Source organism: Robertmurraya dakarensis (genome assembly GCF_900156875.1).
GTDB lineage: Bacteria > Bacillota > Bacilli > Bacillales > Cytobacillaceae > Robertmurraya > Robertmurraya dakarensis.
Map to the genome: position 1 here is coordinate 2,526,670 of NZ_LT707409.1, position 25,675 is coordinate 2,552,344.

Genomic DNA, 25,675 nt, shown 5'->3' on the forward strand with positions numbered 1-25,675 from the left:
AGAATGTGTTTTCCACACGACATTCATTCACAATATCAGCTGGTAATTGTTCACAGTAGAAAATTTATCGTAAAGTACAAAGCAGACAGGCCCCGCCATTAAAATAGTTCATCTAAAGAGTCAGCTTCCTGTTCTTTCTTTGGGCTAATTTGAATCGTTTCCGTGCCTTCTACCGCTTCCATAATTAGCGGCTCAAAGTCAACAAAGCTCTCGTAGTATTGAACCTTTTCTTTTTTTGGCTTTGTCTTCGGTGAGGACGGTACGAAAACGGTACAGCAATCCTCATAAGGCTGAATCGATATATCATGAGTGTCAATATCTTGAGCAATTTTGATAATATCTGTTTTATCCATTGTGATCAGCGGACGTAAAATTGGCGTATTTGTCACATCATTAATCGCATACATGCTTTCTATCGTTTGACTAGCAACCTGCCCGAGACTTTCACCCGTTACGATCGCAAGTCCGCCAAATTTTTCTCTCAATGCATCAGTGATTCTTAGCATTAACCTTCTTGTTGTTGTCATCGTATAGTTTTCAGGTACTTGCTTTTGAATAAGCTGCTGAATGGCAGTAAATGGTACAATATGCAGCGTAAAATAACCTCCATTTGCATATGAAAGCTTTTCGGCAAGCTCGATAACCTTTTGCTTTGAACGCTCACTTGTAAACGGAGGGCTGAAAAAATGGACAGCTTCTAATTCCAATCCCCGTTTCATGGATAAAAAGCCTGAAACAGGGCTGTCAATCCCACCAGAAAGCATCAGCATCGCTTTACCGCTAGAACCAATAGGCAGACCTCCTGCCCCTGGTATGTTCTCACATGATAAATATGTACCTTCTTCGCGTACTTCTATTTGGAGATTGATATCCGGTTTTTTTACATCTACTTTTAAGCCAGGGATATTTTTCAACAGATGTGCGCCAAATGTCTGATTCAATTCATTTGTATCAAGAAAATACGTTTTATCAGCTCTTCTAGCTGAAATCTTAAATGTTGATCCTTCAGTGTATACTCTTTGGAACAGCTTTAGTGCAGCTTCCTTCATTTCCTCAATCTCATTTGATGTTTTGACAGCTGGGCTGAGAGAAGATATCCCAAAAATCCCTTTAATGCGCTGAATAATTTCATCACCATTATCACCATTTAAGACGATATGCATTCTTTCTCTTTTCCCCTGAACTTTCGCATTTGGATAATCAACAATCGCCCGTTGAATGCTTCTTTTAAGTTTCTCTACAAATTTATTTCGATTTCTGCCCTTTGTGGAAATTTCACCATATCTTATCAAGATGCGATCATAATTCATGTCTACTTCATAACCTCTTTCAAATTTTTTACAGTTTCTTTAATAATAGTCAAAGCTTGATTGATCTCTTCCATCCTATTCTCATAGGATAAACTAATCCGAACAGAACTGTTGGCAAGTCCTTCATCAACACCCATAGCTAGTAATGTTGTACTGGTGCTTTTCTTTTTGGAAGAGCACGCACTGGTTGTAGAGACATATACTCCCTTTTCTTCAAGGGCATGCACAAAAACTTCTGCCTTAAATCCTTTTATCGAAAAATTAATGATATGCGGAGCACTATGAACAGAAGGTGTATGAATGGTTACATCACTTAGTTCCATTAATCCTTGGATCATTTGCTCTTTCATGGAAACAAGGCGGCCGCTATCACTTCGCTGCTTTTCCATCGTTAACCGCAATGCTTTTGCCATGGCTACTGCACCTGCGACATTTTCCGTCCCGCTTCTTATCGTAAATTCCTGGCTTCCGCCCGTCAAAAGCGGCGAGATTTGTACGCCGTCACGGACGTATAATAACCCTGTCCCTTTTAAGCCATGAAATTTATGCCCTGAAATGGAGCAGAGGTCAATATGATGTCTTTTTAAATCTAGCGGGATCTTCCCAGCACCTTGCACATAATCAACATGAAAAAGCACTCGAGGATATTTCTGCAGGAACTTTCCAACCTCCTCGACAGGCTGTATCGTGCCCACCTCATTATTTACATGCATAACAGTAACAAGAATCGTATCCCGAGAAATAGCTTTCTCAAGGTCATCTATATTCATTCTTCCCTCGCTATTTACAGGAAGGTATGTTATCTCAAATCCAAGCTGCTTTAATTGATTCATCGTTTCTCTGACAGACGCATGCTCAACTTCTGTCGTTATGATATGGTTTCCGCGGCCCCGATGTTTAATAGCAGCACCCTTAATAGCTAGATTGTTGCTCTCCGTGCCGCCAGATGTAAAAAAGACCTCACCCGGTTTCACTCCAAGTAAATCCGCCAATTGCTTTCTCCCTTTTGAGAGCAGATTTTCCGCCTGCACGCCTAATTGGTGGAGAGAGGAAGGATTCCCAAAGTAGTCAGTTGATACTTTGACAAAAGAATCGATGACTTCTTTATATGGTCTTGTTGTCGCACTATTATCTAAGTAGATCATGGTCTTTACCCCTTCATACTCGTCCGATTTTTATTTTGCTAACTGTTAATCCTATCATAACATGGTTAAATTGAGAAATATCTCAATCTCATCCATAAAAAAAAATCCGTTCTCATTTAAGCAGAACGGATTAACCATCTTATCATTTTTTTTCAGAAAGGATTGATTCAATTTTTTTCAAAGCACCTGGTTCGATTTCTTCAATTGCAGAAGCTGCCTGTTCCAATGCTGAATGGTAATCATAACCTCTAAAGGATTGTTCTGCTTCCTTCAGCCCTTCATCAACAGAAGCGTACCTGCTGCGATATCTGTTTCCATATTGAATAACCTTTTCTACCAGCCGTACCGTCTCTACAATTTCCGTAGTTGCATTAAAAATCCGATCAACCGTCATAACTGCAATGTCCAAATATTTTTGCACAGTAGGGATATCCAGCGGCTGTTCTTCTAATTTTATTTTTACGTTTTCAATACTTTCCTTAGCATCCTGTAATAACTCTAAGTAATCTTTCGAAAGACCAGGTACATTGTTTTTTGACACTAGCTTGATCGATTCCGCTATTTTCTTAGTAAGTTCTTGTACTTTTTCACGTGCAGCTAATTCATCTTTTCTCAATGTCTTCAAGTTTTCATCAAAATTAATTAATTCCTGATGGATCTCCTCCAGCTGATCTCGAATTCCGTTCAACTCTTCCTTCAAGATGGAGTAGGCCATTTCATCATTTTGAATTTTATGTTCTAACAATTCAAAGCGCGAAAATAATTGATGAAGCTTTTCCTCTAAGGCATTTTGTTCTTGCAGTCTATTATCTGAAATATGGTAGCTTTGCTTGACAATTTCAATTTCATCCTTAAGCATCTCATTGGCTTCTTGCGCAGTTAGAAGCATTTCTTTCGTTTCTTCTTCATGCACATGAATGAACTGCTTTGCCTTCACTTCTTCTTCGAATAAATCATAAAGGCCATCAATGATTTTCTTAATCTCTTCAACGCCTTTTTCCACCTGATCTGTTTCGATTTCCTCTATGGAAGAGATAAAAGTAGTTAATTCTTCTTCAATTCCCTCTATTTCTTTATCCAGCTCAACATGATCAAGTATATACCCTTGCTGAACCATTTCTCTGTAGCCCTCTCTAATTTCATGGAGCTGAGCTGGTATTTTCGACTGACATTCAACTAATAAACTTGGGATAACCTCTAATTTATGTCTAATATCATTTTGCATGGCTTGTATGAATAAGACATTCTCTCTCGCTTTCAAATAGTCACCATGATTGGTAAGCTCTTCAAACTCCTGAAAGTGAGTGTTCATCTCGTTTAGTTTAAGTTCTAATCCTGCTTCTGCAGCCCCGTAATTATGACGATGTGCCAATAAAGTCTTTTTCATAATTCGGTATGACTCTTTTAATTCCTCAATTTCTGAACGGTTCTTTTCTTCACTGCCAACTAATTCATTGATTTGCTCCAGAAGTGTCTTAATCTTTTTTTCCACTTCATTTAAATGTTCTTCAATTGCAGACATCACTTCTTTTACTTTTTTGAAACGGTATTTATCAATAAACTCCTCAGCATCAAACAAATATTCCTCTACGTCAGGCAGCTGGGTGGTGACAATATCATCCCATTCATTTCGCCACTTTTCGAAGAGCTCTTCTGTTTCACCGGTCATATTTAATGCCTTAACCCTCGACATTTGCTCGATCACCGGCCGATTCATAATATCTATTTTCCACGATTCATAGTGATCAATCTCTTTATAATATTTCTTTTTCACAAAAAAGCCGATTATGTATAAGCAAAGGACTAACCCTAAGCCGCCAATTATATATTCCAATGTATTGCCCCCTGTCTAGCTCAAGGATTTGGTCGTAAATAGTCAAAATATGTGCATTTCAATGTTTTTATGATACCATGTAAACGACAATTTTTGACTAGTAATTTCAAAAATTTTGTTCCAAATGTAATAAAAAGACAGTTTTTCTCTTAAAACAGCATAAAAACGACGAAATACTTGCTTTTTTTAATTTCATCTCGAATCCTATTAGATTAGCAGATATTTGTTCAAACGTATATAGTTATCAATGAGGAGGTTTTAATATGTTAAAAGATGGGCATATCCATACCCCCTATTGTCCACATGGTACAAATGATTCATTAGAGCAATATGTTGAAACTGCCATTAGACTAGGTTTCTCTGAAATTTCATTCACAGAGCACGCGCCGCTGCCTGAAGGTTTTATCGACACCACCCCCCAGCAAGATAGTGCGATGGACATAAAAGATTTACCTCGATACTTTGAAGAGATAGATCAGCTTAAAAGTAAATATAAGGACAAAATCAAGATTAATACTGGTTTAGAAGTAGACTATATCGAAGGGTTTGAAGAACAAACAACTTCGTTCTTAAACCAATACGGAGAAAGACTGGATGATGCTGTTTTATCCGTCCATTTTTTAAAAAGTGAAAATTCATACGACTGCCTTGATTACAGTCCTGAATATTTCGGCAACATGATTCAACACTATGGGTCAGTAGAAAAAATTTATGAACAGTACTACAGAACCTTGCTTAAGTCCATTAATGCGGACCTTGGTCCTTACAAACCAAAAAGGATCGGACATATTACATTGGTGAAAAAGTTTCAAAAAAAATTCCCGGCAGCCTATGAATTTAAAGATGAATTAATGCAAATTCTCTATTGCATAAAAGTAAATGGATATGAACTTGATTACAATGGAGCTGGTACAGCAAAACCATTATGCCGGGAGCCTTATCCGCCTCTATGGATCGCAGAGGAGGCTTCTAAACTCGATATTCCGCTCGTATATGGATCAGATGCCCACCAATTGAAGGACTTAAAGCAGGGATTTCATGAAATGTTTAAACAACAAATTTTCTAGGGTATATAGCTCAAAGAAAGACATCGGCATCAATTACGCCGATGTCTTGTAAAATTTCAAACGACTGCCTTTCGCTTATTTTGCAGCAATCGGTAAGCGCTGGTTTGCGTGATTAACGAGTACGCCATCGATCCAATTATTGATTTCCTGCAAATACTTTTTTGCAAAATATTGTTCATGTGGAAAGACATGGAGGACTTCTGAAACATAAAAAGTATTTAAAAAAGGCATCGATAATAATCCTTTATATTGAATAATCGTATAATTAATCGATAACGGCAGGAATTCTCTTGTACGCATTCCTTCTTCAAATACTTTCTTAAAAAAGTATCTTTCCTTTACATAATAAGTAGACATAATCTCTCTAACCACTTGTGAATCAATGGACATTTCCCGAAGGATGAACCTTGTTAGCTGTAAATTTTGGAATTGGAAGTGAAGAATTTTTTTCGTAATTTCCTTCAGGCATACTGTTGCCCCATCACTTAAAAGATGAAATCCTTTTTCAATTTCAGCTAGGTATTCTTCAAAAAAAGTTGTAAAACAGTACTCAAGAAGCCCTCTTTTATTTTGAAAATAATAAGAGATATTTGAAACATTTACGTTTGCTTTAGTCGATATATCGCGAATTGATGTCCCGCTATAACCTTTTGTATTAAATAATGAAATGGCAGAGTCAAGAATGACATCCTTTGTATTACGCCCCATTACTCCCTCTCCTCATTTTCGAATAATCTTAACGTATTCTTCTGTTTTTAGACTCGAGGTTACTATTTAATAAAGATATTCTGCAGAATATTCTCGTTTCCTTTATAAAAAACTCGACAAAGTCTCTGCTTTTTCTGTACTTTTTGAGTACTGCAAACGAAAATAAGAGAAAATTAAGGAAAAATACTGAGGTTATAGTCGAATATTGCGGCAAAATGCAGCAAGTTCTAAAAGTTTTAGAGGGGAATAGATGATATTGTTATTCTAAATGTCACCTTTTATTTTCTCGAATGCTTGCTTTAAATCATCACAAATATCCTCCCAAGCCTCCAGTCCAACAGATAGGCGGAGGAGATTATCACCGATCCCCATTTCTTTTCTTTCCTCTGTCGGTACTACGGAATGTGTCATCGTTGCCGGGTGCTGGATAAGGGTTTCTGCATCCCCCAAGCTTACAGCTATTTTTATAAGCTTCAAGTGATTCATAAAGGTTTGGGCATTTTCTTTTGATCCTTTAATAGTAAAAGCGATAATTCCTCCCGGCTCAAGCATCTGCTTTTTCGCTATCACATAATCTGAACTGTTTTTATCCCCTGGATAGTAGATATTTTCGACACCTGGATGCTCAGCTAAAAAAGAGGCCACCTTCTCAGCATTTTTACAATGGCGTTCCATTCGAATGGCAAGTGTTTTAATTCCTCTCAGTAAAAGCCACGCATCAAATGGGGACATAACTCCACCGATGTCTTTTTGTGTCGTACTTGCCATTCTTTCAATAACAGACTTTTTGCCGACTACAATCCCGCCGATTACATCTCCATGTCCACATATAAATTTAGTAGCGCTGTGAATCACTACATCACATCCCCATTGGATCGGCTTTTGCAAGTATGGAGAACAAAAGGTATTGTCGACTACTACAGGAATCCCCTTTTCATTTGCAACGCTTGCCACGAGCTCCAAGTCTACAAGTTTCATCGTTGGGTTTATAGGAGTTTCTACAAAGATACATGTTGTGTTTGGATTGATAGCGTCTAACAGTTCTTCTTTTGTAGACATAGGAGAAAATTGATGGTCAATATGGTATTTATCCTTCAGCATTTGTAAAAGTCCAAATGTGCAGCCATATACACCCTGAGAACAAAGAATATGGTCTCCCGATTTAGTAAGACTCATTAATGTAGCAGAAACGGCCGCCATCCCAGACGAAAAGGCTAGTGCCGCTTCTCCTTTTTCTAACACCGCCATCCTTTCCTCAAGCATCCTAACGGTTGGATTGCCTAGTCTTGAATAAATGTAGCCAGCTTCTTCTCCTGAAAATCGCCGCTCTCCACTTTCAGCATTCGGAAAAGTAAAAGTTGAGCTTTGAAAAATTGGGGGAACCAAACTTCCTTGAAACTGATTACAATCGTAGCCTTTGTGAATGATCTCCGTTTCAAAACGATAGCCTTTTTCGTTTCCCATTCTTATCCCCTCCTGTTTGATACATGACAGTGAAAAAACATTCTTACTATTAATATATGTAGCAAGCTTGTAACAAGAGAAAATATTAACTGCAGCAGCTGAAATATTGAAATAGAAGGGATAAAAAAAGCACTCTCGAGGAGTGCTTTTCTAAATATTCACTGGACAACTACTCTATTTTTCCCTGTTTCTTTCGCTTTGTATAAAGCTTTATCTGCCCGTTTAAACAGTCTAGGGAAAGTATCGTTTTGTTCCTTTTTCCAAGAAGAAACACCACAGGAAATTGTAATCTTAGGATTAGTGTAAGTTCGGACTTTTTCCACTAGTCTTTCTGCAATCACAAGTCCCGTACTTAAAGGAACTTTTGGTAAATAGACCGCTAGTTCCTCACCGCCCCATCTGCTGCCGATATCAGTATCCCTAATGTTAGCAGTGATGATGGATGCGACTTGGATGAGAATTTCATCCCCCACTTGATGACCGTACGTATCATTTATATGCTTAAAATTATCGATATCAATTAGAATGAAGGTTCCTTGATCATCTTCGTGCATGGAACGCTGAATTTTATCATCTAAGTAATTACGTGAGTATAATCTTGTTAAATGATCCGTAATCACACTTTTCTCCAATTCTTCACGCAGAATGGAATTTGTAAAAGCAAGTGTAGAATGGTGAATTAAGGACTGCAGCAATTTAAATGTTTCAAATTTAAAATGGTATGGGTCGCGGTGCATTACTACTGCAAAGCCTTTTATCACACCCGTTTGGACCATCGGAACTGCCATAATCGATTTATAGTGCGTGTCAGCTTGACCGTTGATGTTTAAATCACCAATAAACAGAGAATCTTTTTCAGCAATGATTTTCTCACATAAATATTGGAGGTACATCTCCACTTCATCACAAAAGAAGAATGGCGTGCTGCCTTGAATCACTTTTAACTGACGAAAGTCTTCTGTCACTAATATAAAACCTACTTCTTCGGCATCAAACGAACTTATAATCTTCTCTGTCATAAATGTAATGGATTCATTAAGACGAAGATTAGAGTTTAACTTATGAGAAGTTTCATTAATCATCTGCAAATCAGAAATTAATCTCCGTGATTGTTGATATAATTGTGCATTTTCTAGTGCTGAACCAGCTGTATTGGCTAGTAAATTGATAAACTCTACCTCATCGTCAGGGAATGTTTTTGCATTTGGTGCAATCACTTGAAGAACTCCGTACACTCCTTGCTTTCCTTTCAAAGGAGCATAAAGAATGGACGTATTGTTATGCTTAAAGCTTTCCAATTGGACATTGCCTGTAACATATGCCTGCATGGCGTGAAAATTTTCACTATCATATTCCAAATCCTTAATTGGAAGATCCCCATGACTATTATTATCATGCGATAACATCAAGTAATATGTGAAGGACGGATAAACCTCCTGTAAAGTTTCAATTACCTCTCCCAAAACGGCATCCATGTTCATCGATGAATGAAACTTCTCTGTGACGCGAAACAGCTGCTTATAGCGATTTTCTGCGACAATAATTTCTGTTAATCCTTTTATTTTATGAAGAAAGATCTGACATTCTTGAACAATGCTTAAAAGGAGCCCATCTTGTGTATCTAGTACTCCCTTCATCGCTAAGAAGCCTGTCACTTCTCCTTCTTTTCTCAGTGGAAGCAGGACATCACATTCATCAAGAGGGGCAAGAACGAAAGGCTTCCGAATAATATTTTGTTCTGCAGAAAACCATTCTGTCCCCACAGAAAAGTCCTTCCTGATTTGAGTTTCTAATTCTAGATTACCTTCTGTTGAAGCCTCCATGTAAAATTTCATGTCACTTTCATTAAAGTGATAGTATCTTATCTCATCAACAGCTATAAATTCTTTGATAATCTTCAGCATTTCATTTAATAGAATCCCGTAGTGGAAATTCCGATTGTATTCTATAAGATCATAAAATTGACTTTTTAATAAGAATAGTTGTTTATCCATCAATTCCATTTTTGTCATCACCTAGAATCCTTGCGGTAACCGCAACGGACATAATTTTTCATTCATGACCAAGCACTGCGTACTGTTTTTCTATTACAAATCTCACCCTGACACAATCTTTACACCCTGGTTTGTAATCATCATCCAAAGACTGTTATCGAGTGACAAAGAATGAATTTCTACTACATATTCATCTTTCCCTATTTCTACTTTATGCCTGCCTTCTATCAGCAGCCAATTTCCTTCATTTGTTGTTTCTTCTACAAATTGAACTTTAGCACTAGAAATCTTACCTTGTGCAGCTTCTCGCTCTTCCAGCAGGGCATAATTAAAATAATGCCAGCCATCAGAGATTTCAACCCAAAAACCATTTCCAGCTTGATCATACTGCAGTTTTTGCACGGGTTCTGATAATTCAATTGCAGCAATCGTTCTAAAATGAAACTTGTTAGTTCTTTCAATTTCATATCTTGCAAGAACATATCGATTATGCTTATACTCATACATAATCACTTCAGGGTTATCATTTTCTCCTTGGCTTTTTTCGATTACGATAGCGCCTGCTTGTGTCCTAGGCACTTTTTCATCATATTTTAAAAAGAAACCAAAAGCAGTAAAACTAACAAAAAAAATGACTAGCATCAGCCGCATTATTTTGGCTTTTTTTGATTCCACCAATATCATCACTCATTCAAATGGTCTATCTTCAATTATAGCATATAACCTTATCATATATATGTTGTATGGTTTGACGCTATCATGAATATTCCAGAGAATAATCCTATTAAATTTAAGAACCACTTGACTAACCCTGCTCAATTTAGATATAATACTCTTTGTGTAAAATATCGCAGCCTATGTGAACACCTTTATGAATCCATTTTGTTCCTCAGAGAGCATTCTTGAAGCTGTCTAGCTTCAGGCGCCATCGGCTCGATGGTCTTGACAATCCGTCAAAAAGGTTAAAGAACAACCTTTCTGCCGGCTCGTCTTATGCTTGTCGCCGATAAACGGGCGCCTTCCGCATTTCTTATGATGGGGTATTGCGTAACCCGCTGCTGCTAGGGCGAAGATACCGAAAACAAAATGTTCATAATGATTACTGTGCTCACAACTGTTTTTATTTTACCAAAATAAAAACATAAGGAGGAGTCATTCATGGCTCGTTATACAGGTCCAAGCTGGAAATTATCTCGCCGTCTTGGCATTTCATTAAGTGGTACTGGTAAAGAATTAGAAAAGCGTCCTTACGCTCCTGGACAACATGGTCCAAACCAACGTAAAAAGCTTTCAGAATACGGATTACAATTACAAGAGAAGCAAAAGCTTCGTCATATGTATGGTGTGAACGAGCGCCAATTCCGTAACCTATTCGATAAAGCTGGTAAAATGGGCGGAGTTCACGGTGAAAACTTCATGGCTCTTTTAGAGTCTCGTTTAGACAATGTTGTTTACCGTTTAGGATTAGCTCGTACTCGTCGTCAAGCTCGTCAGCTTGTTAACCACGGACATGTAATGGTTGATGGAAAGCGCGTTGACATCCCATCTTACCGTCTGCAACCTGGTCAAACAATCACTCTACGTGAAAAATCACGTAACCTTGACATCGTTAAAGAAGCAATCGAAGTAAACAACTTCGTACCTGACTTCTTAACTTTCGATGCTGACAAGTTAGAAGGATCATTCACAAGATTACCAGAACGTTCTGAACTTCCAGCTGAAATTAACGAATCACTAATCGTCGAATTCTATTCTCGTTAATTTCTCTTTAAAAACCTGTCGATTTTTATATCGACGGGTTTTTTATTTTAAAGAAAAAAATTTGGGCACGCCATTCTGCTGGCATGCCCAATTTCTTTTAGTACTTAATTAAGAAGTATTTTTTCTTTCCTCGACGAATAATCGTAAACTGCCCTTCAATCCGGTCGGTCTCTGATAACACATAACCCACATCCGTTATTCTTTCACCATTAATATAAATGGCTCCATTAGAAACATCCTCGCGCGCTTGGCGTTTTGATGGAGCAATCTTTGAGTTGATCAAGACATCAATAATTCCCATCTCTCCACCAGCTGCAAGCTCATAAGATGGTACATCTTTAAAGCCTTGCTTGATTTCATCTGCAGTCAGTTTTTTCACATCTCCGCTAAACAAAGCTTCAGAAATTTTTATAGCTTGTTCTAAGGAAGCTTCTCCGTGGATCAAACGAGTCATTTCTTCTGCAAGACTCTTTTGCGCTTTACGTAAATGCGCCTCATCTTGTACCGATTGCTCTAGTTCTTCAATTTTCTCCTTAGGCAGGAATGTGAAGAATTTCAAATATTTGACTACATCAGCATCAGCCGTGTTGATCCAGAACTGATAAAACTCATATGGAGATGTTTTCTCAGGATCAAGCCAGATAGCCCCGCTTTCTGTCTTACCAAATTTAGTACCATCTGCCTTCGTTACAAGTGGAATCGTTAATCCATAGGCTTTTGAACCTTCAGGGGCCATTTTTCTAATAAGTTCTAGTCCTGTTGTGATATTACCCCATTGATCGCTTCCACCTACCTGAAGCTTACAATCATGATTTTGATGAAGCAGGAAGAAATCCATTGCCTGTAAAATCGTATATGTAAACTCCGTAAATGAGATACCCGTTTCAAGACGTGATGCAATCGTATCCTTTGCAAGCATATAGTTCACGCCAACATGTTTTCCGAAATCACGAAGGAATGTGACAATATCCATGGAACCAGCCCAATCATAGTTATTCACCATAACTGCGCCATTTTCACCTTCAAATTCAAAAATACTTTGCAGTTGTTTTTTGATACAAGCGACGTTATGTTGAACAGCTTCCAACGTTTGCAGCTTGCGTTCTTCGCTTTTTCCACTCGGATCTCCAATCAGACCTGTTGCTCCACCAACAAGAACGATCGGGCGATGTCCGGCATTTTGAAAACGTCTTAACGTCAAAAACGGCAATAAATGACCGATATGCATGCTGTCAGCGGTAGGATCAACACCACAGTATAGGGAGATACTTTCTTTTTCCAGCGTCTCTTTTAACCCTTGTTCATCTGTTTGCTGATAAACAATCCCACGCCACTGCAAATCTTCTAATAAAGTCATTTTATAAATTCCTCCTTCTATTTAAACGGCAATAAAAAAATCCCTTCGAATAAACTCGAAGGGACGATTATATCGCGGTACCACCCAACTTGAGGACATCCATTTTTCACAAATGTTCTGTCCACCACTTTAAAAGGATAACGGTCCTGCCCGTCTACCGCTACAAAATAAAGGCGCACTCATCAATCAGTCATACCATACCAATATGAATTCATATTCCTTCATTGTTCACAGTAAAAGCTCTGGGAGGTAATTCATCCTTCTATGTATACTGACTCGCATCTACCGTCAGCTTTCTGAAAAATAGGGATAGAAGCATTACTGGGTTCCCGTCAAAGCCATTAAATTTAATTAAACTATTGTCTTTTTTATCATAAAATAGAGGATCTTGTCAAATCCATATTAGGAAATATTAGAAAAATGCTGATACATGTCATCTTAACGTTCCTGTTTATGCTATAATGTATGTGATTTTAGGGGGAATGATACGTTTGAAAGAAAACTGGAAAAATTATATAAAAACTTGCCTTAGTTTTTTCACCAACAAAAAAACCTTAAAAGGGGCAAGTATTACTTACCAAGTAATATGGAATTTGACACTTATCTTTTTGGTGATTCTCGTCCTTGGCGGTGCTTTTGCAGGTGCAGCTGGTGCAGGCTACTTTGCCTCTCTCGTTAAAGATGAACCTGTTCGTTCCTATGAAAGTATGAAAAAGGACATATACAACTATGAGGAAACTTCAGATCTTTACTTTGCAAATGGCGTCTATTTAGGAAAGCTGCGGACCGACTTAGAGAGAGAAGAAGTAGCACTAGAAGATGTATCTGATTTCCTAATTAAAGCGGTAGTAGCAACAGAAGACGAATATTTCTATGAGCACGATGGCATTGTACCAAAAGCCATCCTCCGCGCACTCTTCCAGGAGGTAACAAACTCTTCTGTACAAACAGGGGGTAGTACTCTAACACAGCAATTAATTAAGAATCAAATTCTTACTAATGAAGTCTCTTTTGAACGTAAAGCAAAAGAAATTCTTTTGGCATTGCGTTTAGAACGATTTTTTGAAAAAGAAGAAATCTTAGAAGCTTATTTAAATGTATCGACTTTCGGAAGAAATTCCTCAGGTCGAAATATTGGCGGCGTTCAAGCTGCAGCTAAAGGGATTTTCGGCGTTACAGCGAAGGAATTAACCCTTCCTCAAGCCGCATTCATTGCCGGACTGCCGCAGAGTCCATTCGGCTATACACCTTTTACAAATAGAGGAGAAATTAAAGAAAACCTTGAACCTGGTGTAACACGTATGAAAACAGTACTTCAAAGAATGTTTGATAATGGTTCAATTACAGAGCAGCAATTTAAGGAAGCTAATTCTTATGATATTACCCAGGATTTTATCGATCCATTACCAAGTACTGTTGAGCAATATCCTTGGTTAACCTTTGAAATTGAATCACGGGCGATCGATGCTCTTGCAAAGGTGTTAGCAGTCAAAGATGGATACACGGAAGAAGATTTAGAAAAAGACCAAGTATTAAGAGAAGAGTATTTAACACTGGCTGACCGTGATCTACGCCAAAATGGCTATGAAATCCATTCTACAATTAATAAAGATATTTATGATGCCATGCAAAAAGTGAAGAATGAATTCTCTTATTATGGCAGTGATATTCAAATTACCGAAACAGATCCAGAAACTGGAGAGAAACATACTGTTAGTAAACCAGTTGAAGTTGGTGCCATTTTAATCGAAAACAAAACTGGAAAGATTATCAGCTTTGTTGGCGGAAGAGACTTCTTTGAACATGAACAGTTGAATCATGCTACTAGTGCAAAACGTTCAAATGGTTCTACTATGAAGCCGCTTCTTGCTTACGCGCCAGCAATAGAACTTGGCAGCCTTTCACCTGGTACAATATTACCTGACGTCGCTTTGCGGCTGGATCCTTCCAGCAGCAAGCCATGGCCAAAAAACTATGGAGGCGGCTATAAAGGGTTGGTAACGGCTCGAGAAGCATTGCTTAGATCCTACAATGTACCGGCTGTCAAAGCCTATGTTGATATTCTCAATAAACGTCCTGCTGAATATTTAACAAAAATGGGCTTTACATCGCTTACCGATGCTGATTATACAAACCGGTCTACTGTTCTTGGCGGATTAACAAATGGTGTTACAGTGGAAGAGAATGTGAATGCTTTTGCCACATTTGCCAACAGCGGTAAGTTCATCGATGCTTACTTAATTGATAAAATTGTAGATAAAGATGGCAACGTTATTTATCAACATAAATCTGAACCTGTTGATGTGTTTAGTCCACAGACAGCTTACTTAACGTACGACATGATGCGTGATGTTATTAAGCGCGGAACAGCTGCATCGGTAAACAGCCGATTAAAATTCAGCTCAGACTGGGCTGGGAAAACAGGGACAGGTCAGGACTATAAAGATGCCTGGTTCGTCGCCACCAATCCAAATGTGTCATTTGGCACTTGGATCGGTTATGATATTCCGAAGCCTTTGGAGGTTAGATACAGAGGACTCTCCTACGGAAACAGAAATATTTACTTATGGTCGCAGTTAATGAATGCTGCCTATGATGTAGCGCCTGAATTGGTTGATCCACCGGAAACGGTAAAAATGCCAGGCGGGATCGTGAGACGTTCTTTCTGTGCCATATCTGGACTGCTTCCTTCAGATGCATGTTCAAAAGCAGGACTTGTCCAAACAGACTTATTTAACGCAAAATATGTTCCAACTAAAGTAGATGACAGTTTAGTAGAAGGAAGATATGTTCAAATAGGAAACAAGAAATACCTTGCTTTAGATTCAACGCCAGCTGAGTTTTCACAATCCGGGTTAATTTTGAATCCTGACTATATTCAAAAGGTCTTCGGAATCAAAGTAAATCCACAGCAGTTAATCCCAAGTAACTCACGCGGTGCAAATATCTTATTACCAGATGATAAAATGGGTGATAATGGGAAGAGACCGGACCCAGTACAAGTGAATGTTTCGGGCAATTCGATCACTTGGGGGCAGCATCCTGAGAATGATATTATTGGCTACAGGGTGTATAGAAATGGGAATAGAGTAGCATCTATAAAATCTGGGTCTTCGTATGGTTATAGTGGAGGCAGCGGCCAATATTATGTAACGGCCGTCGACATCGCCGGACAGGAATCCTCACCTGGGAATACCGTTCAAGTCGGTTCACAAGAAACACCTTCAAGTGAACAGCCAGAGGATACACCTTCCGAAGACAAACCAGATACTGACGCACCTAATGATAATCCTGAAAATGGAACCGATACAGGTGAAAATCAAGAAGAACAAAACACTTAATATACGCTATCCAATCTAAGTCAGTGGCAAAAAAGAGGTCCGATTAAAAAAATCGGACCTCTTTTTATTGCTTATTCATGCCCAGCCTTATTACGAATTGGATATAAGGCTTTCTCGACAGTCTGTGCGTTTTTTTCGGTAATTTCAGCTTTCCTCGGGATAGGATCATATAAATCGGCAGGATCATCCCATTCAGACGGAAGCTTAACAGGTGACTTATCCTGCCATGCATCCAGCCAATCAGCAGGCAGCGGACCATAGCAGTTATTGTTTTCAGTCATCTCCAGCCAAATCAAACTCCATGCGCGGGGCACAACTCTCCAAATGTCATAACCCCCTCCACCAACAGCAATCCACCTGCCATCACAATACTGATGTGCTATTTCGTGAGCAAGCTTTGGAATTTCACGATAAATCCTCATCGTGGCTGATAAATGTGTGAGTGGATCTAGATAATGTGCATCTGCCCCATTCTGCGTAAGGATAACATCCGGCTTGAAAAACTCTGCAATTTCCTTTACTGACGTCCTGTAGGCATCCAGCCAAGAATCATCCTCTGTAAAGGCATCAACAGGTATATTAAAAGAATAGCCGTAGCCTTTTCCTTGTCCCCTTTCATTTATATTACCAGTTCCGGGAAACAAATATCGGCCTGTTTCATGGATAGAAAATGTACAGACATCTGGTTCATCGTAAAATGCCCATTGTACTCCATCACCATGATGAGCATCCGTATCAATATAAAGCACTTTTGCATTATATTTTTGCTGTATATACTTAATAGCTACTGAACTATCATTATAGATGCAAAATCCAGACGCTTTTCCTCTAAACCCATGATGAAGCCCGCCTCCTAGATTTAACGCATGTTTCACTTTCCCAGACATGACATAATCTACTGCTGTTAATGTTCCTCCAACTAGCAGGGAGCTCGCTTCATGCATATTCGGAAAAATCGGAGTATCTTCTGTCCCTAGTCCATAGCTTTCAGCCATGTCCTCAGATAATTCCCCGTTTCCCGCTTTCTTGACAGCGGTTACATAATGAGGGTCATGAACTAATTGAAGCTCCTCATCTGAAGCCATTCGCGGCGGGATGATATCCTCTTTCGATATAGCGTTTATTTTCTCTAATAAATCTAACGTGAGCTTAAGTCTCAACTGGTTAAAAGGATGATTATTATTAAATTTGTATTTTAATTGATCTTCAGAAAAAATAAAGATAGAATCTCTCATTCCGCTTCCATCCCCGGCAGGTTCGGCCAAAGAACCTCAAATCCAGAGTTTTCCAGATCTTCAATCAGCCTTAAAGGATTCATCGTTTGAATTCTCAATACAATAACTTTATAAAACTCATCCTTTTTATCAGGGTAAACAAGTACACTTAAAATATTAACCTTTCGATTTTGTATGCAGGAGAAAACTTTAAAAAGCTTGCCTGGTTTATTCGGTACTCTTACTTCAAGCTGCGAACCAGGTTGGTGTGCTCCTGTTAACTCTACCAAAGTATGGAGTAAATCTGTTTGCGTAATGATGCCCACTAGTTTGTGATCTTGCACAATCGGAAGACAGCTGATCTTGCTATCATAAAATATTGCAGAGACTTCTTCAACAAAATCTAAAGGATGGCCCGTAATGATATTCGTAGTCATGATAGTGCTTATAGAGCGATTTAGCACCTCTTTACGTCCTTCTATATCCAATATAGAAGGCGTGGCATCTTTTATATCCCGATCAGAGACAATTCCCAATAGCTGATTATCACCATCAACGATTGGAACATGCCTAATCCTCTTTTCACTTAGTAAGTGTATAGCATCTGCAATGGTATGTTCCTTCGTTAAAGTGGAAACGTCCGTATTCATAATTTCTTCCACAATCATGGATAAGTCCCCCATCTTAATATGTTTTAATACATATAACGATTCATAAAACGCAGCCGATCAAATCTTTGAATGGATTCGTCATCGACACGTTTCCCAATCTTCACCATTAAACAGTTGGCTGGGTGCGAACAAATTTCCGGGTCATCTGTGGCATACCATTCAAGCCCTCCAGCTGTCATCATCTTCTCCATAATTTTACGATATTCCCAAACATTTAAGCCTGTCCCTTTTAAATCCCAATGCCAATAATATTCTGTCGTAATCGTGATATAATCTTCCATCGCATCGTCCATCATTGATACAATCAATAAATTTTTCCCAACGGAACAACCGCGAAATTGCGGTATTACTTCTATAGCACCCAACTCGATCAGATTTTCCATTTTCGCTTCTGACCATCGTTCCAGCGGATCAGGATACAGAAAAGTAGCATAACCGACAACCATGTGATTATGTCTAGCAATAATAATTCTGCCCTCAGGTAACTGAGCAATTCCTACTAATGCCTTGTGCTGTTTTTCTGGCGGTCGAAAAGCGACTAGATCAGAGTGAAATTCTAGGTCAGCTAAAGTTTCCGGAGATACAGGTCCTTCAATAATAACATCTCCATATGGTGTCTTTAATTCCTTCGCATTATAAGTTTTTTTATGTTCCATTGAACCACCACCTAAATAATCATACAAACACAGTTTCATCCAAATTACACTATCTATTATACAGCAAAACCGCTAAAATAAAGGTATTTAACGAAATTTTCTGTTAAATTTAAAAACATTCTGTGACAAAAACCTCTATCTCAATTTCAGTATAAACAAAATTATTTGTTCCACAAAGTTTTTTTAAAATTGTGAAAAGATGTAAAATATAATATAATAATGATAAACAACACTAAAGGGAGGAACTTATTATATGAAAGTGGAAGCGCTACCAGTAATCCAAGGGGATTTTAACTTAAAAAATTACGAAGAAACATACGCAAACTTCGATTGGCAAGAAGTTGAAAAAGAATTTTCATGGTCTAAAACGGGCCTTGTAAATATAGCTTATGAAGCAATTGACCGGCATGCTGAAACTTTTAGAAAGAATAAAATAGCTCTGTATTACCGTGATGCAGAAAGAAATGAAAAATATACCTTTAAGGAAATGAAAGAGCTTTCTAATAAAGCAGCAAACGTGTTCAAAACATATGCCGAAGTTGAAAAAGGAGACCGCGTTTTTGTATTTATGCCTCGTTCTCCTGAGCTATATTTTTCTATTTTAGGAGCTATTAAACTAGGAGCTATCGTTGGACCATTATTTGAAGCCTTCATGGAGGGGGCAGTTAGGGACCGTTTGGAAGATAGTGAAGCGAAAGTGCTGGTCACAACGCCTGAACTATTAGGTCGTGTCCCTGTGGAAGAGCTGCCTGCTTTAAAACATATTTTCTTAGTTGGCGAAGATATTAATGAAAATGATAAAATGATAGATTTCAATAAAAAGTTGAGCTCAGCTAGTCATAAGTTAGATATTGAATGGGTGGAGAGAACGGACGGACATATTCTTCACTATACTTCGGGGTCAACAGGAAAACCAAAAGGAGTATTGCATGTTCATAATGCCATGATTCAGCAATATCAAACAGCCAAATGGGTGTTAGATCTAAAAGAAGATGATGTTTACTGGTGTACAGCTGATCCGGGCTGGGTAACAGGTACGTCATACGGGATTTTTGGGCCTTGGCTGAACGGTGTATCGAATGTAATTGTTGGAGGAAGATTTAGTCCTGAGGCGTGGTACCAGGTACTCGAAGACTATGGAGTAACCGTCTGGTACAGTGCACCAACTGCTTTCCGCATGCTGATGGGAGCTGGGGATGAAGTGATCAAGAAATTTGATTTAAGAGAGCTTCGTCATGTCCTAAGCGTTGGAGAACCATTAAATCCGGAAGTTGTTAGATGGGGATTGAAAGTATTTAATCTCCGCATCCATGATAACTGGTGGATGACCGAAACAGGCGCACAGCTAATCTCAAACTATCCTTGTTTGGAAATTAAGCCTGGCTCCATGGGCAAACCAATACCAGGAGTTAAAGCTGCTATCGTTGACAATCAAGGAAATGAACTGCCTCCAAACCGAATGGGTAATCTTGCCATCAAAAAGGGATGGCCATCTATGATGCATGCCATTTGGAAAAACCAAGAAAAGTATGAATCTTATTTTATGCCTGGCGACTGGTATGTTTCTGGTGATTCAGCTTATATGGATGAGGATGGCTACTTTTGGTTCCAAGGCCGTATCGATGATGTAATCATGACTTCTGGAGAACGGGTAGGCCCATTTGAAGTGGAAAGCAAGCTTCTTGAACATCCTGCCGTAGCAGAGGCCGGAGTCATTGGAAAACCAGACCCTGTCCGCGGTGAAATTATTAAAGCCTTTGTTGCATTGTTAGAAGGCTACGAGGCAACAGATGAGTTAAAAGAAGAAATCCGCCAATTTGTTAAGAAGGGGCTGGCAGCCCATGCAGCACCGCGTGAGATTGAGTTCCGAGACAAACTTCCTAAGACAAGAAGCGGAAAAATTATGCGCCGTGTGCTTAAAGCTTGGGAACTCGACCTCCCAACAGGCGATCTTTCAACAATGGAAGACTAAAAAAGCGGAAGCACCCGTTAAATTTAAGTCATAAAGAAAGACAAGAAAAACCTCTGCATATTCAAGCAAAGGTTTTTCTTGTCTCACTAGTTAATCCACTATTATTTAATTATCTAGGTTCTGTTCAGTATATTTCGGGTCTGAGATGACAATTTCAACCCGGCGGTTTTTTTCCCAATTGTCAGGACCAGTGTTGGGCACAATCGGTCTTGTTTCACCATATCCAACAGCTATAAATCTAGTGCTGTCGAGATCATAGTGATCCACCAAATATCTAATCACACTGCTTGAACGGGCTGCTGACAGTTCCCAATTCGAAGGGTAACGATAAGTGGTAATTGGTCGATCATCAGTATGCCCCTCCACCTTTACGAGGTTAGGAATGTTTTTTAATAGACTGCCCACCTTATCTAGAAAGGCATTGCTGCCGCCAATGATTTCCGCTTCACCTGTTTCAAAAAGAACCTGCTCATTTAGTACCAAGACTACGCCTCTATCAGTCCGATTTGCGAGAATGATGTCTTCCATCCCATTCTCCTCTAGGAATTTCTGAATTTCTGATAATAAGTTTTGAAGAGACTGCTCCTCCTCGAAACGATTTGCAGCGCCTAAATCGTCATTTTCTTCTGATTCCACCTGTTCCAATTCAGGAGGGTTCTCCATCGGAATAATCGAAGGATAGTAATCCAAGATTTGAGTATCTCGAAAAGACTCTGCAATCTGTTTAAATTTAATCATATCAATTTGAGACATAGAAAATAGTAGAATAAAGAATACTAGAACGAGAGTAACTAAATCTGAAAAAGTTACCATCCACTTAGGAGCCCCTTTAGGAGGTTTCTGAGGACGTTTCTTAAACTTCATCATCTAAGTCCTCTCCATTTCGATTACTTTCGTTCTGTTGTACTCTTTCTTTATTTGATAAAAAGGCACTTAATTTTTCCTCTAATATCTTTGGGTTTTGTCCCGCTTGAACTCCAATAACTCCCTCAATGATAATTTGTTTAAAAAAGACCTCTTGTTCAGTCTTTAGGGCAAGCTTAGCTGCCAGTGGAATAAACACCAAATTAGCCATTAAAGAACCATATAAGGTTGTCAAAAGAGCAATCGCCATATTGGGACCTAATGTAGATGGATCATTTAGGTTCTTGAGCATTAGTACCAATCCAATTAATGTTCCAATCATCCCCCAAGAAGGAGCGTATTCACCGGCTTTTTCTAATATACTCCTTCCTTTGCTATGCCTTTCTTCCATTGCGGTGATTTCTGCGTTCATAATATCGTGAATTACATCTGGTTCCAAACCATCGACCGCTAAGAGAACCCCTTTTCTCAGGAATGGATCATCAACATTTTCCACTTCCATCTCGAGAGAAAGAAGCCCTTCTCTGCGGGCGCGATCCGATAACGTCACAAAAGTCTGAATGAGTTCTCTTAAGTTTTGTTCATCATGATGAAAAGCCTGCTTGATGACTATAAACATATGCTTAACATCTTTGACAGGAAAACTTACCAATAACCCAGAGACTAGTCCACCTAATACAATAATCATGGAAGCAGGGTCAATAAACGACAAAAATCCCGTGAGGCCCCCATTGTATACAATTCCAAATAAAAGCATTAGAACACCGACAGTTAAACCAGCCGGTGTCAGAAAATCAAACCTTTTCATGGTTCCTCCCACCTCAGGCAACACAATACGTTTGTCCTTTTTATATTTATATCGACAAATTTATTGTTTTGTTGAGCTGCGAAGTTCAATTCGATGCGGAAGAACAACTGTATGCTCTTCAGTCTTTTCTTTATTCATTAATTTAGTCAATAGACGCATAGATACAGCTCCAATATCATATAAAGGCTGCACAATCGTTGTAAGCTGCGGCCGAACCATTAGAGCTAAGCGGGTATTATCAGATGATATGACCTCAAAGTCTTCAGGGATTTTAAAGCCCTTATCCTCTGCTCCATGCACCACTCCTAGAGCCATTTCGTCGGATCCAACAATAATAGCAGTTGGTCTTTGCTCCAATTCTGCTAGCTTTTCAAAGGCTTCTATGCCGGAATCATATGTATAGTCACCTTCTACAACAAGTTCTTCACGATACTCTATTCCAGCTTCCTGTAAAGCGCGGGCATATCCCTTCATCTTCTTTCCTTGATTAATCGGCTCATGTAAAGGCCCAACGACAAAGCCAATTTCTTTATGACCTTTTTCAATGAACGTTGTTACTGCATCAAAGGTAGCCTGTTCATAATCAATATTTACCGAAGGTGTTTTACCAGTTTCTTCTATAGAACCTGCCAAAACAATTGGAACTGGCGACTTTTCAAATTCTTCTACATGCTCTTCAGTGATGTTTCCACCCATGAACACAATTCCATCTACTTGCTTGCCAAGCATTGTATTTAATAGATGCAGTTCTTTCTCTTTGTTTTGATCAGAGTTACTTAAGATAATATTGTATTTGTACATCGTAGCAATATCTTCGATTCCTCTCGCAAGCTCAGCGAAGAAGGTGCTGGAAATGTCCGGAATAATTACACCAACAGTTGTCGTCTTCTTGCTGGCAAGTCCGCGGGCAACTGCATTTGGACGATATCCTAATTTATTTATGACCTCTAATACCTTTTTTCTAGTAGCAGGTTTTACATTAGGGTTTCCATTAACCACACGAGAAACTGTCGCCATCGAAACATTTGCTTCACGGGCAACATCATATATGGTTACATTCATTAAAATCGACTCCTTTATAGTGAGAACACATTACATATTATTTTTTCACTTTTTAAACTAATTCAATTCTTATTGTTTCACTAGTATTAATTATGTATTTAATAATACTTCACAGATAAGCTTGTCGCAATCTCAACGGTTCAATTTTTACAAAAAAGACGAAAATAGAGGGCATTACAGCCCATCATGCGTCAAAATTCTTTATTTGCGCAAAGAAAAGCCTTCTGCTTATCGAAAAAACAGAAGGCATTCTTTCTATATTTAAACATGTAAAAGTCTTGAAGCTTGAAGCTGTTCCATGAACTCATCAAACTGCTTTAAATCCATTTGCTGTGCTGAATCAGATAATGCTACAGCTGGATCAGGATGCACTTCTGCCATCACACCGTCTGCTCCAATAGCTAGTGCAGCTTTGGCCGTTGGAAGAAGCAGATCTCTTCTACCCGTAGAATGGGTAACGTCAACAAGAACTGGTAAATGTGTTTCTTGTTTTAGAATTGGTACAGCAGAAATATCTAATGTATTTCTTGTGGCTCGTTCGTAAGTACGAATGCCTCGTTCACATAGAATGATTTGTTCGTTCCCTTGAGCCGCAATGTATTCTGCTGCATTAATAAACTCTTCAATGGTTGCTGCTAAGCCACGCTTTAACAATACTGGTTTTTTGGCAGCACCTGCTGCTTTTAACAGTTCAAAGTTCTGCATGTTGCGAGCTCCAATTTGAATAACATCGATGTATTCAACCGCTGTTTCAATGTCAGCTGGGTTAACAATTTCACTAATAACTCCTAAACCATACTCGTCTGCCACTCTCTTAAGGATTTTCAATCCTTCAAGACCAAGCCCTTGGAAATCATATGGAGAAGTTCTTGGCTTGTAAGCACCGCCGCGTAGAAGCGTTAAGCCTTTCGCTTTTACTGCCTCAGCAACTGTTGCAACCTGTTCATAAGATTCGACCGCACAAGGACCAAAAATTAGTTGCTGGGAACCATTTCCGAACTTTGTTCCTTTAATGTCGACAATCGTATTTTCCGGATGCTTTTTACGTGAAACAAGCAGCGCTTTACGATGGTCATCCTCCTGTAATTCAAGGCCCGCTTTAAAAATTTCCTTAAAAAGATGAGTTAGTGTAGAGGCTTCAAAAGGACCTTCATTGTTCTCGATAATCTTATTAAGCATATTGCGCTCACGTACCGGGTCATAACGATTTACCCCTTGAGTTTCCTTCACACGTCCAATTTCTTGAACTAGTCGCGCTCTTTCGTTAATAAGATTCAAAAGTTCCACGTTAATTTCGTCGATTCGATCTCGTAATTGATCAAGTTCCTTATTGCTCATTCTTCTCCGCCCTTTCGAAATATTTGTCAGAATTATTAAATACATCTAAATTATCTGACTGAACATCTTTTTAAAATACAATATATCATATTTAGTATTTAAGGTGGACATTTTTTTTGACAACTGCCCTTGAAATTCTTTACAGTCTACTAAGTTGAAGTATGATACATTGTTATATAATTAATTAGGGTTATTATATCTAAAATATTTGTGATTGTCACGCTTTTTTCTTTAATAATTAAACGCTTTTAAGCATTAAAGTGTAAAAATGCTTGTAAACTACGAATTTATGAAACTTCTGAAAAGAACTTCGTAAATGGCAATTTGCAAATTAGGATATATATTTGAAAAATAAGGGGAGTTTTTCCGGTTATTCCGGGAAATACCTATATTTCCTGAAAAATAAAGGGAATTTTTCCGGTTATACGGACCCAAATCTTTGAATTTTGCACTATTTAGAGAGGATAAACGTAAATTCTCCCCTTATATCTGCTTCTTAAGCATCCCCTCAATACATTAGCGGGAAATTCTCCCCCTAAAAAAGCATGGCAGATTTTTTATAAAAATCACCATGCTTTTTCATAAGTTAATTAGTCTTTTTTTTCACTATTTCGCACTTGAAAAGAGAACCCGTTAGTGCACGCCAGGAAGTTCTTCTTTTACTAATATGCTAAACCTTGTAATATGGACCGCCTTATTGAGCAGGATTCTCTTCTCTTGCTTTTGTTAAGGAATCAAAAGTAATTTTCCAATGTGATGCATGCCATGCCACATCGTGGTTATTAAACAAGATAGCTTGAGGAGACTCATGCTTAATATGAAACTTTTCTGCAATATGATTTGATAATGGACGGCTGTCTTGGACAGCTAGAAAGTATTGAGGAAAGTTAGGATTCTCTTGATCATAACTTTCAAACTCTTCGTATGCAGCTTGGCTGATTGGGCATGTTAGCGAATGCTTCAATATATAAAAGCTTTTTTGTTCTTTAAGGATTTGTTCAAATTGTTCTACTGATTCTATTTTATTCACCATTACTCCTCCAATTTTCATTTTTTCCCAAAAATAAGCGGTGAAATAATAGTATCATTTCACCGCTTGCAGTACAAAT

Annotated in this window: 20 protein-coding genes and 1 other annotated feature; of the genes, 4 read left to right on the top strand and 16 right to left on the bottom strand. The window is 38.5% G+C overall.

From position 1 onward, the window contains the following. Nucleotides 1–98: 98 nt before the first annotated feature. The 3 genes from thiI to ezrA form a co-directional block, all read right to left on the bottom strand. On the bottom strand, nucleotides 99–1,310 hold the full coding sequence (gene thiI / locus CZ487_RS21095; RefSeq protein WP_077214253.1) for a tRNA uracil 4-sulfurtransferase ThiI: 1,212 nt from the start codon (nucleotides 1,308–1,310) through the stop codon (nucleotides 99–101). Between the two features lie 2 nt (nucleotides 1,311–1,312). Beyond that, complete coding sequence (locus CZ487_RS21100) at nucleotides 1,313–2,455, bottom strand: cysteine desulfurase family protein (protein WP_077214254.1); 1,143 nt, start codon at nucleotides 2,453–2,455, stop codon at nucleotides 1,313–1,315. A gap of 142 nt (nucleotides 2,456–2,597) precedes the next feature. Further along, nucleotides 2,598–4,289, bottom strand: coding sequence for a septation ring formation regulator EzrA (ezrA, locus tag CZ487_RS21105; RefSeq protein WP_077214255.1), 1,692 nt, complete (start codon nucleotides 4,287–4,289; stop codon nucleotides 2,598–2,600). Nucleotides 4,290–4,552: 263 nt separating this feature from the next. Here ezrA and hisJ point away from each other — a divergent pair, with 263 nt between their 5' ends. Further along, the gene (hisJ, locus tag CZ487_RS21110) at nucleotides 4,553–5,356 is read left to right on the top strand and encodes a histidinol-phosphatase HisJ (protein ID WP_077214256.1); all 804 of its coding nucleotides are present in this window, start codon (nucleotides 4,553–4,555) and stop codon (nucleotides 5,354–5,356) included. Between the two features lie 75 nt (nucleotides 5,357–5,431). Here hisJ and refZ read toward each other — a convergent pair whose 3' ends face one another. From refZ to CZ487_RS21130, 4 genes are all read right to left on the bottom strand, one after another. Next, entirely contained in the window at nucleotides 5,432–6,064 is a 633-nt protein-coding gene (refZ, locus tag CZ487_RS21115; protein ID WP_077214257.1) for a forespore capture DNA-binding protein RefZ, read from the bottom strand. Nucleotides 6,065–6,328: 264 nt separating this feature from the next. After that, nucleotides 6,329–7,528 carry a methionine gamma-lyase gene (gene megL / locus CZ487_RS21120; protein WP_077214258.1) on the bottom strand — a complete coding sequence of 400 codons (1,200 nt, stop codon included), beginning with the start codon at nucleotides 7,526–7,528 and terminating at the stop codon, nucleotides 6,329–6,331. A 158-nt stretch (nucleotides 7,529–7,686) separates the two neighbouring features. Continuing rightward, nucleotides 7,687–9,531, bottom strand: a complete 1,845-nt coding sequence (locus tag CZ487_RS21125) for a sensor domain-containing diguanylate cyclase (protein ID WP_077214259.1) — start codon at nucleotides 9,529–9,531, stop codon at nucleotides 7,687–7,689. 93 nt (nucleotides 9,532–9,624) lie between these two features. Further along, on the bottom strand, nucleotides 9,625–10,200 hold the full coding sequence (locus CZ487_RS21130) for a hypothetical protein (RefSeq protein ID WP_077214260.1): 576 nt from the start codon (nucleotides 10,198–10,200) through the stop codon (nucleotides 9,625–9,627). A gap of 480 nt (nucleotides 10,201–10,680) precedes the next feature. Here CZ487_RS21130 and rpsD point away from each other — a divergent pair, with 480 nt between their 5' ends. Next, entirely contained in the window at nucleotides 10,681–11,283 is a 603-nt protein-coding gene (gene rpsD / locus CZ487_RS21135) for a 30S ribosomal protein S4 (protein WP_077214261.1), read from the top strand. A gap of 97 nt (nucleotides 11,284–11,380) precedes the next feature. Here rpsD and tyrS read toward each other — a convergent pair whose 3' ends face one another. Further along, entirely contained in the window at nucleotides 11,381–12,640 is a 1,260-nt protein-coding gene (tyrS, locus tag CZ487_RS21140; protein ID WP_077214262.1) for a tyrosine--tRNA ligase, read from the bottom strand. A gap of 56 nt (nucleotides 12,641–12,696) precedes the next feature. Beyond that, nucleotides 12,697–12,985: a binding site (T-box leader), on the bottom strand. A gap of 137 nt (nucleotides 12,986–13,122) precedes the next feature. On the opposite strand from tyrS, the gene CZ487_RS21145 reads away from it, so the two are divergent. After that, nucleotides 13,123–15,981 carry a transglycosylase domain-containing protein gene (locus CZ487_RS21145; protein WP_237562923.1) on the top strand — a complete coding sequence of 953 codons (2,859 nt, stop codon included), beginning with the start codon at nucleotides 13,123–13,125 and terminating at the stop codon, nucleotides 15,979–15,981. Nucleotides 15,982–16,052: 71 nt separating this feature from the next. Here CZ487_RS21145 and CZ487_RS21150 read toward each other — a convergent pair whose 3' ends face one another. Genes CZ487_RS21150 through CZ487_RS21160 form a run of 3 tightly spaced genes read right to left on the bottom strand, consistent with a single transcriptional unit; the run spans nucleotide 16,053 to nucleotide 18,522 of the window. Next, nucleotides 16,053–17,216, bottom strand: a complete 1,164-nt coding sequence (locus tag CZ487_RS21150; RefSeq protein ID WP_077214264.1) for an acetoin utilization protein AcuC — start codon at nucleotides 17,214–17,216, stop codon at nucleotides 16,053–16,055. Beyond that, complete coding sequence (locus tag CZ487_RS21155; RefSeq protein WP_077214265.1) at nucleotides 17,213–17,863, bottom strand: acetoin utilization AcuB family protein; 651 nt, start codon at nucleotides 17,861–17,863, stop codon at nucleotides 17,213–17,215. Before CZ487_RS21155 ends, CZ487_RS21150 begins: the two co-directional genes overlap by 4 nt. A 26-nt stretch (nucleotides 17,864–17,889) precedes the next feature. Beyond that, nucleotides 17,890–18,522 (bottom strand): GNAT family N-acetyltransferase, encoded by a 633-nt coding sequence (locus CZ487_RS21160; RefSeq protein ID WP_077214266.1) that lies wholly within the window; start codon nucleotides 18,520–18,522, stop codon nucleotides 17,890–17,892. A 253-nt stretch (nucleotides 18,523–18,775) separates the two neighbouring features. On the opposite strand from CZ487_RS21160, the gene acsA reads away from it, so the two are divergent. Next, nucleotides 18,776–20,494, top strand: a complete 1,719-nt coding sequence (acsA, locus tag CZ487_RS21165) for an acetate--CoA ligase (RefSeq protein ID WP_077214267.1) — start codon at nucleotides 18,776–18,778, stop codon at nucleotides 20,492–20,494. A 105-nt stretch (nucleotides 20,495–20,599) separates the two neighbouring features. Here the strand turns inward: acsA and motS are convergent, their stop codons facing one another. The 5 genes from motS to ytxJ all read right to left on the bottom strand — a co-directional run bounded on the left by motS (nucleotide 20,600) and on the right by ytxJ (nucleotide 25,596). Continuing rightward, a complete protein-coding gene (gene motS, locus CZ487_RS21170) occupies nucleotides 20,600–21,358 on the bottom strand; it encodes a flagellar motor protein MotS (RefSeq protein ID WP_077215410.1) in 759 nt (252 codons plus the stop codon). Then, on the bottom strand, nucleotides 21,348–22,166 hold the full coding sequence (gene motP, locus CZ487_RS21175) for a flagellar motor protein MotP (RefSeq protein ID WP_077214268.1): 819 nt from the start codon (nucleotides 22,164–22,166) through the stop codon (nucleotides 21,348–21,350). Before motP ends, motS begins: the two co-directional genes overlap by 11 nt. A gap of 60 nt (nucleotides 22,167–22,226) precedes the next feature. After that, the gene (ccpA, locus tag CZ487_RS21180; RefSeq protein ID WP_077214269.1) at nucleotides 22,227–23,228 is read right to left on the bottom strand and encodes a catabolite control protein A; all 1,002 of its coding nucleotides are present in this window, start codon (nucleotides 23,226–23,228) and stop codon (nucleotides 22,227–22,229) included. Nucleotides 23,229–23,489: 261 nt separating this feature from the next. After that, entirely contained in the window at nucleotides 23,490–24,566 is a 1,077-nt protein-coding gene (locus CZ487_RS21185; RefSeq protein ID WP_077214270.1) for a bifunctional 3-deoxy-7-phosphoheptulonate synthase/chorismate mutase, read from the bottom strand. Nucleotides 24,567–25,260: 694 nt separating this feature from the next. Further along, entirely contained in the window at nucleotides 25,261–25,596 is a 336-nt protein-coding gene (ytxJ, locus tag CZ487_RS21190) for a bacillithiol system redox-active protein YtxJ (RefSeq protein WP_077215411.1), read from the bottom strand. Between the last annotated feature and the right edge of the window lie 79 nt (nucleotides 25,597–25,675).

Excerpts from the sequence above, each read along its gene's own strand:
- refZ (WP_077214257.1), bottom strand. The coding sequence starts at position 6,064 with ATGGGGCGTAATACAAAGGATGTCATTCTTGACTCTGCCATTTCATTA.
- CZ487_RS21125 (WP_077214259.1), bottom strand. The coding sequence starts at position 9,531 with ATGGAATTGATGGATAAACAACTATTCTTATTAAAAAGTCAATTTTAT.
- tyrS (WP_077214262.1), bottom strand. The coding sequence starts at position 12,640 with ATGACTTTATTAGAAGATTTGCAGTGGCGTGGGATTGTTTATCAGCAA.
- rpsD (WP_077214261.1), top strand. The coding sequence starts at position 10,681 with ATGGCTCGTTATACAGGTCCAAGCTGGAAATTATCTCGCCGTCTTGGC.
- motS (WP_077215410.1), bottom strand. The coding sequence starts at position 21,358 with ATGAAGTTTAAGAAACGTCCTCAGAAACCTCCTAAAGGGGCTCCTAAG.
- CZ487_RS21160 (WP_077214266.1), bottom strand. The coding sequence starts at position 18,522 with ATGGAACATAAAAAAACTTATAATGCGAAGGAATTAAAGACACCATAT.
- motP (WP_077214268.1), bottom strand. The coding sequence starts at position 22,166 with ATGAAAAGGTTTGATTTTCTGACACCGGCTGGTTTAACTGTCGGTGTT.
- acsA (WP_077214267.1), top strand. The coding sequence starts at position 18,776 with ATGAAAGTGGAAGCGCTACCAGTAATCCAAGGGGATTTTAACTTAAAA.
- hisJ (WP_077214256.1), top strand. The coding sequence starts at position 4,553 with ATGTTAAAAGATGGGCATATCCATACCCCCTATTGTCCACATGGTACA.
- megL (WP_077214258.1), bottom strand. The coding sequence starts at position 7,528 with ATGGGAAACGAAAAAGGCTATCGTTTTGAAACGGAGATCATTCACAAA.
- CZ487_RS21150 (WP_077214264.1), bottom strand. The coding sequence starts at position 17,216 with ATGAGAGATTCTATCTTTATTTTTTCTGAAGATCAATTAAAATACAAA.
- CZ487_RS21185 (WP_077214270.1), bottom strand. The coding sequence starts at position 24,566 with ATGAGCAATAAGGAACTTGATCAATTACGAGATCGAATCGACGAAATT.
- CZ487_RS21100 (WP_077214254.1), bottom strand. The coding sequence starts at position 2,455 with ATGATCTACTTAGATAATAGTGCGACAACAAGACCATATAAAGAAGTC.
- ccpA (WP_077214269.1), bottom strand. The coding sequence starts at position 23,228 with ATGAATGTAACCATATATGATGTTGCCCGTGAAGCAAATGTTTCGATG.
- CZ487_RS21155 (WP_077214265.1), bottom strand. The coding sequence starts at position 17,863 with ATGATTGTGGAAGAAATTATGAATACGGACGTTTCCACTTTAACGAAG.
- thiI (WP_077214253.1), bottom strand. The coding sequence starts at position 1,310 with ATGAATTATGATCGCATCTTGATAAGATATGGTGAAATTTCCACAAAG.
- CZ487_RS21145 (WP_237562923.1), top strand. The coding sequence starts at position 13,123 with ATGATACGTTTGAAAGAAAACTGGAAAAATTATATAAAAACTTGCCTT.